This is a genomic window from Paludibaculum fermentans, assembly GCF_015277775.1.
GTDB classification, from domain to species: domain Bacteria; phylum Acidobacteriota; class Terriglobia; order Bryobacterales; family Bryobacteraceae; genus Paludibaculum; species Paludibaculum fermentans.
Window position 1 is genome coordinate 1,271,265 of record NZ_CP063849.1, and the last position, 14,002, is coordinate 1,285,266.

Sequence of the window (14,002 nt, forward strand, 5' to 3'; positions counted from 1 at the left end):
GAGGTAGTCTACTTCTTCCTCAAAAGTGCAAGCTGCAAGTGGCTGCGCGACTTGCTGTAGGTGAAATATATCACCAGACCGATGGCCATCCAGATGACGAAGGCGATTTTTGTCAGCGAATCGAGGCTGAACATGAGCAGCAGGTTGAAGCCGACGCCCAGGATGGGAACGAAGGGCACCAGCGGCGTCTTGAAGGGACGGGGCAGGTCCGGGCGGGTGCGGCGCATGATGATGACCGCGATGCAGACCAGGACGAAGGCGCAGAGGGTGCCGATGCTGGTGAGGTTGCCGAGCTGCGCGATGGGGGTGAAGGCGCCGAGGGCGGCCACGCCGACCAGCAGCATCAGGTTCGATTTCCAGGGGGTGTGAAACTTGGGGTGGACTTCGGAGAAGACGCCGGGCAGCAGGCCATCGCGGGACATTGAGTAGAACACGCGGCTTTGGCCGAGGAGCATGACGAGCATGACCGAGGTGAGGCCGGCCAGCGAGCCGAGCTTCATGACGAAGCCGAGCCAGCCGTACTTCATGGCGTCGACGGCGACGGCGAGCGGGGCGGTGACGTTCAGGTCCTTGTAGTTCACGACGCCGGTGAGCACCAGGGCGTACATGATGTACAGGATGGTACAGACGATGAGCGAGCCGACGATGCCGATAGGCATGTCGCGCTTGGGGTTCTTGGCTTCCTGGGCGGCGGTGGAGACAGCGTCGAAGCCGATGTAGGCGAAGAAGATCTGTCCGGCGGCCGCCAGCACACCTGTCACGCCGAATTCACCGAACTTGCCGGTGGTGTTCTCGGGCAGGAAGGGATGGTAGTTGTCGTGGTTGATGAAGAAGTAGCCAAGGCCGATAAAGAGGATCACGACGGCCACTTTGATGACGACAATGGTGGCGTTGAAGCGGGCCGATTCCTGGATGCCGATGATCAGGATCGTGGAGATGAGCACCAGGATCAGCACGGCCGGCAGGTTCATGATGCCGGGGTTGGGATCCCAGGGCGACGCAATGAAGGCCTGGGGCAGGTGGATGCCGAACGATTTGAAGATGGAATCGACGGTGCCGGACCAACTGACGGAGACGGTGGCCGCGCCGACGGCGTATTCGAGAACGAGGGCCCAGCCGATGATCCAGGCCAGCAGTTCGCCCATGGTGGCGTAGGCGTAAGTATACGCGCTGCCGGCGATGGGAATCATGGTGGAGAACTCGCTATAGCAGAGTCCGGCGAAGGCGCAACCGATGGCCGCGAGAATGAAGGCGTAGACGATGGCCGGCCCGGCGTGGTGGGCGGCGGCGACGCCGGTGAGCGTAAAGATGCCGGCGCCGATGATGGCGCCGATGCCCAGGGCTACCAGTTGACCGGCGCCGAGGGTGCGTGTCAGGGCATGGCCGCCCTTGCCCTCCGACTCCTCCAGCAACCGTTCAATGGACTTGGTCGCGAATAGACTCATGCGATGAACCTCTTAATCCTTTCCTGCAAACTCCACTGAGCGGCGCGCCGGACTTGCGCTGGCTCAGCCTGCCACGCTTTGTCTCTTCCAGAGGAAGTAGACGGGGATGCCCAACAGCACGAGAATCAACCCGGGCCAAGTGTAGTTAGGCTTGTAAATCAGCAGCAAACCCTCGATCACGCTACCGGCGACGATGTAGATAGCCGGCAGCAGCGGATAACCAATGGCCCGATACGGGCGGTCCATCGTGGGACGGGTGCGGCGGAGCACGAACAAACCCACGATCGTCAGAACGTAGAAAAGCAAAACAGCGAAGATAACATAGTCGAGGAGATCGTTGTAACGGCCCGTGAGCGTCAGCAGGCAGGCCCAGAAGCACTGGACCCACAGCGAGACGTATGGGGTGTGGTGGACGGGGTCGACGCGCTTCACCGCTTTGAAGAAGAGGCCGTCTTCGGCCATGGCGTAGTAGACGCGGGCTCCGCAGAGGACAAGGCCGTTGATGCAGCCGAAGGTGGAGACCATGACGGCCACGGCCATCACCTGGGTGGCGGCGGGGCCGAGGATCTGCGAAATCACGGCGGTGGCGACGCGATCTTCGGGTGCATTCATGATGGCGTTCAGCGGCAGGGCCATCAGGTAGACCAGGTTGCAGCCCATATACAGAATGCTCACCACACCCACGCCCAGGGCGAGGGAGAGAGGCAGGTCGCGTTTGGGATTGCGGATCTCGCCGGCGGCCAGGGTGACGCTGTGCCAGGAGTCGGAGGAGAATAGCGCGCCCACCATGGCGACGCCCAGAATGCGGATGATGTCCCAGGGCGAGCCGGAACTGCGCCAGAAGTCGGTGAAGTTGGCGGTGATGGCTTCGGGCCGGCGGCCGACCGTGACGCCGAGGGCGATGAGGCCGAGCAGGGCTCCGACTTTCGCGATGGTGAAGACGTTCTGGAGAATGGCGCCGGCGCGCAGGCCCTTGGTGTTGACCCAGGTGAGGAAGACGATGATCGAGATGGCGACGATCATCTGGGTGTTCAGGCCGACGGGTCCGATCTTGAAAAGCCAGTTGGTGGTGGAGACGGCGGGGACGAAGACGCCCAGGAACTTGGCGAAAGCGACGGCGACGGCGGCGATTGTGCCGGTTTGAATGACAGTAAAGAAAGTCCAGCCGTAGAGGAAGCCATAGAGGGGGCCGAAGGCTTCGCGAAGGTAGATGTACTGTCCGCCGGCCTGGGGCATGGCGGCCGAGAGTTCACCGTAACTGAGGGCGGCGATGATGGTGAGCACGGCGGTGATCACCCAGGTGAGCATCATCAGGCCCGGCGATTGCACCTGGCGCGAGATATCGGCGGCGACAATAAAAACGCCACTACCGATCATGGAACCCATGACCAGGGTAGTGGCGTCGAGCAGCCCCAGACCTTTGACGAGTGCTGGTGCCTTTACTTCAGTTTGAGCCATGCTTCCATTCGCTCCCGGACGGTCATCTTGGTAATCTCCTCAGGCATGAGGTCGCCGATCACGGCGATGGAGTCGGCGCCGGCGCTCCACACGGAGCGGGCGGTTTCGAGGGTGATGCCTCCAATGGCCACCAGGGGTTTTGTAGTCAGACGGCGCGCGCTGGACAATCGTTCCAATCCAACCGTGGGATCGGCGTTCTGCTTGGAGCCGGTATCGAAGATGGGTCCGAGGGCGAGGTAGTCGACGGGCTCGGCGTCGCCATCCTTGAGTTGCTGCTCGTTGTGCGTGGAGAAGCCTAGCATCAGTCTATCGCTGAGGACGCGGCGGACGAGGGCGGGCGGCAGATCCTGTTGTCCGACGTGGAGGCCGGCCTCCAGCAGGGCGGCGATGTCGGCACGGTCGTTGACGACGAAGGCGGCTCCAGCGGCGGCGCAGAGCGAAGCGAGGCGTGTGGCGGTTTCGAAGGTGGCCCGGCTATAGGAACCCTTGTGGCGGAACTGCAGGATGCGGGCTCCGCCTTCCAGCAAGGCGTCGGCAAAAAACAGGGGGTCGCGTCCCCTGCGAATCAGGGCCTGGGTGTCGACGATGGGGTAGATTGCTGGCAGCGGCATGCCGGTCCAAAGCGCAATTGAACTAGTGTAGTCGAATCGGGCGCGAGGCGCGCAGGCGTTGCGAGTGAAGCTGCACTAATGTTCACGAGAATCGCGTGGGATTGTAGTTGATTTGCGAGGCGGCGGGTCTTAGGAGCGTGCGTACCAAATGGGCCGCGGCGAGTGCCGCGCTGGTCATTATGGTCGCGCCTTTCTGGTTTGCCGGCGATGGTCTGCGGGCGTCCTATACGCCCGACGACCTGATGAATCTCTATCGATGCTGGGTCGATCCTTGGCGCGACGTACTCCTTGCGAATCTGAAGTTCTGGTCGCCCTACTACAGGCCGATGGGCGCCCTGGTCTACCGGATTCTTTATGGGCTGTTCGGGTTTCATCCCGAGCCGCTGCGAGTGCTGTGTTTTGCGCTCATCGTACTCAATAGCGGGCTGCTGTATCGCGTGACCACCGCGTTGACGGGGTCGAAGACAGCGGGCGCGCTGGCCGCGCTTTTGGGCGCTTTTCACGGAGAATTCGAGGATCTTTACTATAACGGCGGGACGATTTACGATCTGCTCTCCTTCACGTTCTATTTCGCGGCGTTGGGCTGTTATATCGAGGATCGCAAGGCGGGCCGGCCCATCCGCTGGTGGCTGCTGCTGCCGCTCTACGTTTGCGCTTTGAATTCGAAGGAATCGGCGGTGACCCTGCCGTTGGCGCTGCTGGCCTACGACGCGTTGTATGACCGCAGGTTCTCGTGGCCGGGCTTCCTCACGGGTCTGCTGACGGTTCCTTATGTGGTCTCGAAGCTGTCAAAGAAGAGCATCTTCACCGGCATTCCCGAATACCAGCAGCACATCAGTGTCCCGTACTACTTCCAGCATTACGCGCGCTATACGGATATGTTGTTCTATCAGCCGCCGGGCTGGTTCAACATCGCACAGTTCTGTGTGCTGCTGCTGATCCTGCTGGTGGTGGCGGTGAAGTCGAAGCGGCCGTGCCTGCAATTCAGCCTGGCGTTCCTGCTGTTCGCCGTGCTGCCGGTGATCTTCATCCCCTTACGCGGCAGCATGTTTGTCGTCTATATCCCGATCGCGGGCTGGTTCATGTATATGGCTGCGCTGCTGGACCGCCTGCCGCTGCGTCCGGCTTTGACCTTCACGCTGGCGGCGGTGTGTTTGTTTGTGCTGCACGATGCGCACATGCGCCAGGTGAAGCTGGACAGGAATATCGCACAGACGATCGAACGCGTACGGCGCGAGTGCCCGGTGGAACCGAAGGGCGCGGCGTTCCGGCTGCCGGGCCATCCGTTCCCGGCCGACTCCTGGAACCTTCTTTATATCGCGCGGCTCCACTTCGGCGACAAAAACCTGGACGTGGACCGCCGGCCGTGACCCTATTGCGCGGTCTGGAACGGCGTGGCGGGCAGGCCTTCCTTGTTGTAGAGGCTGGTCTCCGGATTGTCCTTCCAGGCGTAGCGGGCCGAGGCGGGATTGGCGATGGCCGGACTGGTCAAGACGACCGTGTTGCCGTCGATGCGGGCATCGGCCGGAACGTACTTGTGGTCGGCGCCGGCGAGCTCGAAGCCCTTGAGCGTTCCGCCATGGATGGCCAGTCCGGTGCCCGTGTGATCGAAGTAGAGGCGCAGGGCCTGACCTTCCACGACGGCCTGGCGGTACATGGGTCCTGAATACTCGATGGGCTCACCGTAGGCGATCGCGCGGGCAGCAAGGCCCAGGCGCAGGCCCACGTCCTGCTTGTTCTTCGGATGGATGTCCCTGGGATCGCCGATGTCGATGGCCGTGGCCATCGCCGTGTTGCGGAGGGCGAGGGTCTGGCGCTGCGCGTCGCGCAGTTCCGGCCAGCGGCTGTTGGAACCGGTGGTGTAGTTGGCGAGTTGCACGAAGAGGAACGGGAAGTCTTCGCCCCAGGCCTGGCGCCAGTCCTGGATCATCGTCTGGAAGAGGCGCGAGTAGGTGGAGACGCGCTCGACGCCGGCGTTGCTTTCGCCCTGGTACCAGATGGCTCCGCGAATGGGGAAGGGCGTGAGCGGAGCGATCATCGCATTGTAGAGGCCGGCGGGCGACCAGCAATCGTGCTCGTTCGGAGCCCAGGGGCGGTCGGGCGCCTTACGCCCATCGGCCTTCGCCTGGTCGACGGACTTCTGCCACTCCGCGAGTTGCTGGTCGCGGCGCAGGCGTGTGGCGATGGCGCCATCGTTCATCTTGGCCCACTCGGAGAAGACGGGCATGAGCGACGCGTCGGAGGAGAGGGCGCGCAGGCTGGTCCAGGCTTCGGCGGGTGTCCCGCCCCAGTTGGATTCGATCAGCCCGATGGGGACGCGCTGCTTCTCGCTGAGGTGGCGGCCGAAGAAGTAGGCCACGGCCGAGAAGCCGGCTACCGATTGCGGCGAGACGCGGGCCCATGGCTCTGCCGTGACGTCATCCAACGGGTGAGTCGCGACGTTGTTCTCCACGCGAAACAGGCGGATGTTGGGATAGTTGGCGGCGCTGATCTCCTTGGCTGCATCGACGGCGTCGCGGGTGGCGAACTCCATGTTCGACTGGCCGGAGGCCACCCAGACATCGCCGACCAGGACGTCGCGCAGCGTGATGGTGTTCGACGCCTTTACGGTGAGGTCGAGTGGCCCGCCTGCTTCGCCGGGCGGCAGCAGGATGCTCCACTGGCCCAGGGAGTTGGCGCGGCCGCTGACGGTGGCTCCGCGAAACGTGGCTGAAACCTCTTCGCCGGGTGTGGCGGTCCCCCAGACGTGGACGGGCCGATGGCGCTGGACCACCATGTGGTCAGTGAACAGGGCGGGGAGCTTCGCTTCTGCACAGAGCAGGGAAGCGAACAGAGGCAGAAGGCCGGCGGCGCGACGGAGGGGAAACGCGGTCATGCAGAACACAGTAGCACTGGCCGGGACAGCAGGTCAGGCAGCAGGCGGCTTGGCGGCGCCCAGCGCTTCCAGGATGCACTCCGGCGTAGGCTTGCCGCGCTCAGCGAACTCGATGCGGCCGTCGGCCCCGATGACGTAGACGGTGCGGCGCACCAGCAGCCACAAACCGCAGTTGTAGAGCTTGGCGATGCGGCCGCCACGGTCCACCAGCAACGGGAAGGGCAGGCAGAACTTCTGCACGAATTTCTGGTGGCTGACCTCTCCGGCCGGATTGACTCCGAACATCAGGATGCCGTGCGCCGCAAGTTCCCCTTGCACATCTCGTAACTCGCTCAACTGCAGGCTGCAGGTGGGCGTGTCGTCGCCGGGATAGAAGACCAGCATCACCCGCTGGCCGCGCAGGGACGAGAGGCGGACCTCCTGCCCCTGATGGTCTTTCAGAGTGAAGTCGGGGGCCGGGCTACCCACCGGCAGCGGCGCGCCGAAGATGCTCATCGCGGTCTCACTGGTTGACGTAGCCGAGCAGGCGCTCCTGCACGGTTTTGGCGCGCTGGTTGTCCCAGCAGACCACCAGCACGGTGTCGTCGCCGGCCACGGTGCCGGCCACTTCCGCCCAGTCTTCCTGGTCGAGCGCCACGGCCAGCGAGTTGGCGCTGCCCGTGGAGGTCTTGAGGATCACCATGTTCTGCGCGAGGCGCACATCGAGCAGGTATTCGGCCATCACCTGGGCCAAGCTGGGGCCGGTGGGATCGGGCAGGATCTCGCGGTAGCCGTCGGCGGTCTTGGCCAGGCCGAGCTCGCGGATGTCGCGCGACAGCGTCACCTGCGTGGTCTCGATGCCCTCTTCCTTCAGCTCTCGGGCAAGTTCTTCCTGCGTGCCGATCTTCTTCGTACGAATCAGCTTGAGGATCTGTCCTTGACGGTAGTTCTTGGTCATGACGACATGGACTCCAGCCGCTGGCGCGCTTCGGCCAGGGCAGTTCTGACTGTCGAGGGCGCCGTGCCCCCTTTGGAAGTGCGGGTTTTCATGCCTTCGGCCGGATTCATCAGGGCGGCCATTTCGGGCTTGAAGCGTTGATCGAAGGCGGTGAGGGCTTCGGCGGTCCACTCACTGGGTTTCTTGTTGGCCCGGACGCTTTCCAGCACCAGGCTGCCCACCAGTTGATGGGCCTGGTGGAAGGGCAAGCCGGAGCGGGAGAGAGCCTCGGCCAGGTCGGTTGCCACCAGCCAGCCTTCCTCGGCGGCCTGCAGGGCCGGCTCGGGATTCAGCTTGGTGGTCTGGACCACGACGGCGGCCATTTCCAGCGAAAGGGTGAGCTGATCGACGGCGTCGAACAGGGGCTCCTTGTCCTCCTGCATGTCGCGATTGTAGGTCATCGGCAGACCTTTCATCGTCATCATGAGCGAGGTGTAGGAGGCGAAGACGCGGCCGCATTTGCCGCGGATCAGCTCCAGCGAATCGGGGTTCTTCTTCTGCGGCATCAGCGACGACCCGCTGGTGACGCCGTCGCCCAACTGCAGCCAGCCGAACTCGTCGGAGCTGTAGAGGATCCAGTCCTCCGCCAGGCGCGACAGGTGCAGCATGCAGGTGCTGGCCGAAGAGAGGTAGTCGATGAGGAAGTCGCGGTCGGCGCTGACATCCATGCTGTTGTTGGTGACGCCCTGGAAGCCGAGTTCGGCGGCCAGTTCCTCGCGGTCGATGGGGAAGCCGGAGCCGGCCAACGCGCCGGAGCCCAGCGGCATGCGGTTGACGCGGGCGCGGGCCTGGGAGAACCGCTCATGGTCGCGGGCGAAGGCCTCGAAGTAGGCCAGCAGGTAGTGCGCCCAGGTCACGGGTTGCGCGCGGCGCATGTGCGTGTAGCCCGCCACCACCGTGTCGACATGCTTGGCCGCGAAGCCGAGCAGGTCGGACATGAGGGCGCGCAGCAGGCCGCGGGTCCGGTCGAGCTCTTCGCGCAGCCAGAAGCGCACGTCGAGCGAGACCTGCTCGTTGCGGCTGCGGCCGGTGTGCATCTTGTCCGCCACCACGCCCGCCTTTTCCTTCAGCATGCGAATGACGTACGTATGGATGTCTTCATCCGGAGCGTCGGGCGGAGGTTCCGGTATGGAGGCCAGGGCCTCGCACAGTGTGGAGCACTCCTCGTCGTTCAGGATGCCCACGCGCGTGAGAGCCCGCGCATAGGCGATGGAACCGAGGACGTCTACCCGGAAGAGCCGGCTATCGAAGTGCAATGACCACGAATAGCGCTGAAAGACTTCCGATGGACCGGATTCGAATCTGCCACCCCAGAGTTTCATTGGTTCTTACCCATTGGCGTTCCTCTGAATTACTGTAAAACTATTCTCGATCCACGGCTGGCCGGGCAAACTTCTCCTCTCGGGCTGTACCCGGAGAGGCGGACCGGCGTGTCAGCTAGCGGGCAGGCCCATCCAGCAGCATCAGCAGCAGTGCCTTCTGCGCGTGCAGCCGGTTTTCGGCCTCGTCAAAGACAACGGAAACGGAAGATTCGATGACTTCCGCGGTGACCTCTTCCTCGCGGTGGGCCGGCAGGCAGTGCAGGAAGAGGGCTCCGGGCGCGGCCTTGGCCAGCAGTTGGGTGTTCACCTGATAGGGCGCGAAGACGCGGGCGCGTTCGGCCGCCTCGTGCTCCTGGCCCATCGACGCCCAGACATCGGTATAGACGGCATTCGCGTTTTTGAGGCCTTCGTCGATGTCCGTGGTGACCTCGACGGTCGCGCCCGTCGCCTGGCCGAACTCGCGGGCCTGGGCCACGATGGTTTCGTTGGGTTCGTAGCCGGGCGGGATGATGCAGGCGAAGTTCAACCCCAGCCGGGCCGCGTTCAACATCAGGGAGTGGGCGACATTGTTGCCGTCCCCGACAAAGGCCAACTTGCGGCCGGCCACGCTGCCCCAATGCTCGCGCAGGGTGAGCATGTCGGCAAACACCTGGCAGGGGTGGTACATGTCGCTGAGCGCGTTGATCACCGGGATGCGGGCGAAGCGGGCGAGGTCGTCCACGGTCTTTTGGTCGAAGGTCCGGGCGACAATCAGGTCGGTCCAGCGTTCCAGGTTGCGTGCGACATCGGCTACGGGTTCCCGGCCGCCGATGGGGCCGATGTTCAGGATCGCATCGCCGCCGAGTTGTTTGGCTGCGACTTCAAATGTGATGCGGGTGCGGAGTGAGGGCTTTTCGAAAAGCAGGCTGATGATGCGCCCGCTGAGCGCCGAACGGTAATGGCCGGGGTGTCGCTTGACGTCAGCCGCGAGGTCGAGCAGCGTCTGAAGTTCTTCCACCGTAAGGTCGAAGTCGCTGGTGAGATCGCCCGCGGCGATACTCGGCAGCGAAAAAGCCGGCTGGGGCTTGGTCATTTCTGGACTCCCGGTCGTGGGGTGCATGGCGCGGAACACGTATGAATACTTATTCGCTCAAGTGAATAATTACACATTCCGAGCGTCCAGTCAACAAAACACCGCACCTGGGCGGGTGGGGTGCAACCGGTGGTTAGAAGTTGAAGCCGAGTTCAGCCTGGTAGGTGCGCGGGGCGACAAAGTGGGTCCCGCTGAAGGTGGAGAGAAAGTTGTACAGCGAGGCCTGATTGGTCATATTGAGCACCGTGAAGCGCAGGGAGGTCTTGAACTTCTCGCGGTGGAAGAGGTCGTCGGTGCCGGCGCTGATGTCGAACAGATGCCGGGGGGCGATGCGGGGCGGATTGTGGTCGTCGTTGGCGGTGCCGGGGGCGGGAATGTTGAGGCGCGTGGCGCCGTAATTCGAGCCGCCGCAGGAGGTAATGGGGTTGTTCAGCGAGGCGTAGGTGCCGCCGCAATAGAAGCCGATCGCCGACTGTTGCGCCGCGGTGAGGCCGAGGGCGCTTTCGAGGTCGGGCACTGCGCCGGAAACCATTCCGCTGTCATAGCGCCAGGTGAAGGCGACCCAGGGCGACTCCTTCTTCTTCTGGTAGCGAAGGTTCGTGGTCTGCTGCAGGGCCTGGTCGTGGTCGATGCGGAAGACGCTGGTGGACAGCGGCGAATTGAAGATCAGGCCGCCGTTCGAGGGTCCGAAGTACCGGGCGCGGGTATGGCCCATGGTGGTGTAGGCCTGGAAGCCGTGAATATTGACGGTGCTCACCTTCATCGAGACCCCATCGACGGCCGACCTGCGCCACGAGATGGGGAACTGGATGGGCGTGTTGAAGAGGGTATCGAAGTCGAAGGCGTTGCGGGTGTACTTCCAGAAGTAGTCGGCGTCGATGACGGCCCACTTGCCGATGGCCTGCTGGAAGCCGGCGTTGTACTGATTGCGATTGCCGGGCCGGAGCGGTTCCTGGGCATACGCTCCGAAGACGTTCGAAGCCAATCCGCCCGCGCCGGTGGCGCTGGAGATCAGCAGGTTTTCGTTATAGGGCGTCTCGAAAGTACGGGAGAAGGACGTACGGAAGACGGTGCCGGTGCGCTTGTTGTGGTACGAGACGCCGGCGCGGGGCTGGACGCCGGTGGCCGCGCTGAGGCCATTGTAGCTGTCGAGTCGCAGGCCGATGTTCACACTGAGATTCCCGAAGCTGATGGAATCCTGACCATAGAATGCGTATTGATTGACCTTGCCGCGATTGTTGTAGAAGAGCGGAGTACCGCCGCGGGTGAGATCGATGCCGACGAGGCCGGGGAGCAGGTTGGGGTTGGGGGTGGCGCCCGGCATGGCTCCGGCGCAGGCATTGGGATCGGTGACTGATGGCAGGGCCAGCGGATCTCCGCCGGCGGAGAGGCAGACCGGGTTGAAGGACGAGTCGGTAATGCCCAGGTGGAACTCCTCGCTCAAGCGCGTCTGCATGACCTGGGTGCCGAACTTCAGGTTGTGGCGGCCTTTGACATAGGCGACGTCGCCGCGGAAGCCGTAGTTCGTCAGGTAGCGCTCCTGCTGGACGGTGGCCGGGTTGTCGGCGAAGGCGTCGGAGCTGGGGTAGTAGTTCAGGTGATCGCGCCTGACGAACGGCGTGAAGGTGAGCAGGATGTCTGTGCCGATGGTGCGCTGATAGCCGCCTGAGATATTGAAAGTTGTGACCTTCTGGCGCTGGTCCTGCCCCGGCTGGTCGTACGTGATGGGTGTCTGGAACCAGTTGCGGGCGGCGAAGAGGTTCACGTGGAAGGAGTCGCGGGCGTTGGGCTTGTAATCGATGCGGTCGAACAGCGTGCCGTTGTTGCCGACGGCGTGCATGGGCCGGAACTCGGGGGTATCGAGGAATCGGCCGGACCGCATCGTGTTGAATGCCAGGAAGTTGCCGAACTTCGAGGTGCCCAGGGAGAGGCTGGCGTCCTCGGAGATGGTGCCGAAGGAGCCGTACTGCAGGCGGAGGCTGCCGTGGCCGTTCTGGTCGAGGCCGGAGCGCGTGACGGCGTTCACCACCAGGCTGGTTTTGTCGCCGAACTCGGCCGGCGGGGCGCCGGTGATGAGTTCCATGCTCTGGATGGCGTTGACCGGAATCTGGGTGGAGAACTGCTTGCTCTGCTGGTCGCTGATGGGCTGGCCGTCGATGGAGAAACTCGTCTGGGCATGGTCGCCCAGGGGATGGAAGAAGCCGTTCGAATCCGCCACAACACCCGGGGCGCTGAGGGTGATGGCGTCGCTCAGGCCGGCTCCGGGTGAGCCGGAAGGCAGCTTCATGAGGCTGCTGTGATCCACGTCGCTGTGTGCAAACGGCACGGTTTCCAGAACATCGGTGCTGTCGGCCTCGACGGTGACGGAGGAGGTGGAACCTTCCAACTTGAGTGACAAGGTCAGATTGATGGGGACTGAGGTCCGAACCACCACGTCCTGGTCCAGCTTGGAGAAACCCGGCGCTTCGGCGTTGAGGTGATAGGAGTTGGGCGGAACGTTGGAGAACCGGAAGTTGCCGGAAGGATCTGTCAGGACGAGGCGCCTATAGCCGGTGATCGGGTTGGAGATCTCGACCTTGGCGCCGGCGACTACTTCCTTTGACGGGTCCTGGAGGGTTCCGAAGATTGTCCCGGCGTTGCCCATCGACTGCGCGGCGAGCGGGAGCGAGATCAGGACGAGGGAGAGAGTAAGGCACAGCAAGGGTCTGCGGGACATGATTAGCTTCACTCGTCAGTATTGGGCGACTGGTGGTGAATGTCCGCAAAGGAACGGTGAACGGGCCCGGATTGGCGGCCAGCGGGCCGCGTTCGGTCGGCGAGCGGGACAGTGTTCCGGCCGCCTGACGGCGCAAAACGTAGATACTGGTGCCTCCCGCATGGGTCCGGTAACTGCGTTCGAAGCCCGCTCCGTACAACTGTCGCCAGAGATCGCGCGCCTCGGAGGGGGTCGTGTAAGGCGACGTGGCGGCAATCACGACGCTTTGCCGGGTGAGGTCGGTGGGGCACGTCCGTTGGAGGAGACCGGGTTGGAAATGGGTGTAGAGGTTCAAGTGGGCTTTGGGAGCGATCACCGCGCAGGCCTGGCTGCCGGTCGCAAGTTGGAGGACGGAGGCGGCGAGCGCCCAGTTTTCTCCCTTTGTTCGGATGTGCCGGTAGTTGTGGGCGGTAGCCGCGAGAAGTAGGGCCGCGAGGGCGGCAGTGCCCAACTGCCGGTTTTGTGCGCTGAGCAGCCGGGCGCCCTCCGCCGCCAGGATGACCAGGGCTGGCAGGATAAAGATGATTTGCCGGATCGCGAAGAAGTAGCCGAACCAGGCATCGGCAGCCAGAACAAGGACGGGTGGAACGAGAGCGGTGCAGGCCAGCATCCAGCGGTTTCCGGTAGTAAGGTTTCCGCGGAGTGCGCCCACAAGAGCCAGGGTGATGAGGGGGATTGAGACGGCGTAGCCTCCTCCTGAAATCTCACGGAAGGCCATCAGGAAGGTAGCCGGTTCCAGCTGGAAATGAACGCCCGAGGTCTGCACGGCCTCGAGCCAGAGGGGCCTGGCGTGGAGATACCAGGGCGCGAACGCCGCCAACGCGAGGGCGAGGGCGGCGGCGAGTTTCCATGCCAGGGCTCGCTTCTCCCGCAGCAGCCAGGGTACATGAGCGGCGAGCAGGAAGCCGGAATAGGGCTGGGTGTACAGCGCGCTGATGGCGGCGGCGAGGTACAGGGCAAAGTAGAGGACTCGCGGCTGCCTGCGCAGGTGGAGCGCCAGTTCCGTGGCGCACAGCGTGAACAGCAGAGCGAGGGAGTAGGGCCGGGCCTCCACGGCATAGCGCAACTGCAATGGCAGGATCAGGAACAGGATCAGGGCGATGGAGGGGCGGGGCAGCGCAATCAGGCGGCAGATCCTCATTAATAGGAAAGCAGAGAGCAGCGCCGCCAGCGCCGAGGGCAGGCGGGCGGCCAGGGAGGTGTCGCCCAGGAGACGGAGAGAGCCCCATTGAACGAGATAACCGAGGGGGACCCCGCCCGCATTCCGCGCAGCCCAGGCGACCGCCTGCTGAGGGTCCGGGGTGCTGGTGCCCAGCAGTTGGAGGACCTCGTCGAGCCACAGCGGGGTGCGCGTCATCAGCGCCACGAGGAGTGCGCAGTAAGCGAGCACCATCAGGGCGACGGGTCCAGGGCGGAATAAAGACACTACGGGCCGGTTTGCATTCATCGAATTGACACACTGCCCCTTACAGGAAGTAAAGGGTTTGG

The 14,002-nt window shown here is 63.6% G+C and carries 11 protein-coding genes; 1 reads left to right on the forward strand and 10 read right to left on the reverse strand.

Annotated features, from left to right (window positions below; all coding sequences use genetic code 11):
* Positions 1 to 8 precede the first annotated feature (8 nt).
* The 3 genes from IRI77_RS05125 to thiE all read right to left on the reverse strand — a co-directional run bounded on the left by IRI77_RS05125 (position 9) and on the right by thiE (position 3,514).
* Complete coding sequence (locus IRI77_RS05125) at positions 9 to 1,445, reverse strand: amino acid permease (RefSeq protein ID WP_194451003.1); 1,437 nt, start codon at positions 1,443 to 1,445, stop codon at positions 9 to 11.
* Positions 1,446 to 1,508: 63 nt separating this feature from the next.
* Positions 1,509 to 2,903, reverse strand: coding sequence for an APC family permease (locus tag IRI77_RS05130; RefSeq protein ID WP_194451004.1), 1,395 nt, complete (start codon positions 2,901 to 2,903; stop codon positions 1,509 to 1,511).
* Positions 2,885 to 3,514 carry a thiamine phosphate synthase gene (gene thiE / locus IRI77_RS05135; RefSeq protein ID WP_194451005.1) on the reverse strand — a complete coding sequence of 210 codons (630 nt, stop codon included), beginning with the start codon at positions 3,512 to 3,514 and terminating at the stop codon, positions 2,885 to 2,887. Before thiE ends, IRI77_RS05130 begins: the two co-directional genes overlap by 19 nt.
* A gap of 137 nt (positions 3,515 to 3,651) precedes the next feature.
* Between thiE and IRI77_RS05140 the strand changes: the two genes are divergently transcribed.
* Complete coding sequence (locus IRI77_RS05140) at positions 3,652 to 4,884, forward strand: glycosyltransferase family 39 protein (RefSeq protein ID WP_194451006.1); 1,233 nt, start codon at positions 3,652 to 3,654, stop codon at positions 4,882 to 4,884.
* A 2-nt stretch (positions 4,885 to 4,886) separates the two neighbouring features.
* Here IRI77_RS05140 and IRI77_RS05145 read toward each other — a convergent pair whose 3' ends face one another.
* The 7 genes from IRI77_RS05145 to IRI77_RS05175 all read right to left on the reverse strand — a co-directional run bounded on the left by IRI77_RS05145 (position 4,887) and on the right by IRI77_RS05175 (position 13,940).
* Entirely contained in the window at positions 4,887 to 6,389 is a 1,503-nt protein-coding gene (locus IRI77_RS05145) for a sialate O-acetylesterase (RefSeq protein ID WP_194451007.1), read from the reverse strand.
* 33 nt (positions 6,390 to 6,422) lie between these two features.
* Positions 6,423 to 6,884: a peroxiredoxin family protein gene (locus IRI77_RS05150; protein ID WP_194451008.1), complete on the reverse strand. Its 462-nt coding sequence runs from the start codon at positions 6,882 to 6,884 to the stop codon at positions 6,423 to 6,425.
* 7 nt (positions 6,885 to 6,891) lie between these two features.
* Positions 6,892 to 7,326 carry an arginine repressor gene (locus IRI77_RS05155; protein WP_194451009.1) on the reverse strand — a complete coding sequence of 145 codons (435 nt, stop codon included), beginning with the start codon at positions 7,324 to 7,326 and terminating at the stop codon, positions 6,892 to 6,894.
* Entirely contained in the window at positions 7,323 to 8,687 is a 1,365-nt protein-coding gene (gene argH / locus IRI77_RS05160; RefSeq protein ID WP_194451010.1) for an argininosuccinate lyase, read from the reverse strand. Before argH ends, IRI77_RS05155 begins: the two co-directional genes overlap by 4 nt.
* A gap of 115 nt (positions 8,688 to 8,802) precedes the next feature.
* Positions 8,803 to 9,759, reverse strand: coding sequence for an ornithine carbamoyltransferase (gene argF, locus IRI77_RS05165; RefSeq protein ID WP_194451011.1), 957 nt, complete (start codon positions 9,757 to 9,759; stop codon positions 8,803 to 8,805).
* 133 nt (positions 9,760 to 9,892) lie between these two features.
* Positions 9,893 to 12,403, reverse strand: coding sequence for a TonB-dependent receptor (locus IRI77_RS05170; RefSeq protein WP_194453574.1), 2,511 nt, complete (start codon positions 12,401 to 12,403; stop codon positions 9,893 to 9,895).
* Complete coding sequence (locus tag IRI77_RS05175) at positions 12,303 to 13,940, reverse strand: glycosyltransferase family 39 protein (RefSeq protein ID WP_194451012.1); 1,638 nt, start codon at positions 13,938 to 13,940, stop codon at positions 12,303 to 12,305. The genes IRI77_RS05170 and IRI77_RS05175 overlap by 101 nt, the downstream gene beginning before the upstream one ends.
* Between the last annotated feature and the right edge of the window lie 62 nt (positions 13,941 to 14,002).

What these genes read in the sequence shown, in the direction of transcription:
- IRI77_RS05125 (WP_194451003.1), bottom strand. Translation starts at nt 1,445, where the DNA reads ATGAGTCTATTCGCGACCAAGTCCATTGAACGGTTGCTGGAGGAGTCG.
- IRI77_RS05130 (WP_194451004.1), bottom strand. Translation starts at nt 2,903, where the DNA reads ATGGCTCAAACTGAAGTAAAGGCACCAGCACTCGTCAAAGGTCTGGGG.
- thiE (WP_194451005.1), bottom strand. Translation starts at nt 3,514, where the DNA reads ATGCCGCTGCCAGCAATCTACCCCATCGTCGACACCCAGGCCCTGATT.
- IRI77_RS05145 (WP_194451007.1), bottom strand. Translation starts at nt 6,389, where the DNA reads ATGACCGCGTTTCCCCTCCGTCGCGCCGCCGGCCTTCTGCCTCTGTTC.
- IRI77_RS05150 (WP_194451008.1), bottom strand. Translation starts at nt 6,884, where the DNA reads ATGAGCATCTTCGGCGCGCCGCTGCCGGTGGGTAGCCCGGCCCCCGAC.
- IRI77_RS05155 (WP_194451009.1), bottom strand. Translation starts at nt 7,326, where the DNA reads ATGACCAAGAACTACCGTCAAGGACAGATCCTCAAGCTGATTCGTACG.
- argH (WP_194451010.1), bottom strand. Translation starts at nt 8,687, where the DNA reads ATGAAACTCTGGGGTGGCAGATTCGAATCCGGTCCATCGGAAGTCTTT.
- argF (WP_194451011.1), bottom strand. Translation starts at nt 9,759, where the DNA reads ATGACCAAGCCCCAGCCGGCTTTTTCGCTGCCGAGTATCGCCGCGGGC.
- IRI77_RS05170 (WP_194453574.1), bottom strand. Translation starts at nt 12,403, where the DNA reads ATGGGCAACGCCGGGACAATCTTCGGAACCCTCCAGGACCCGTCAAAG.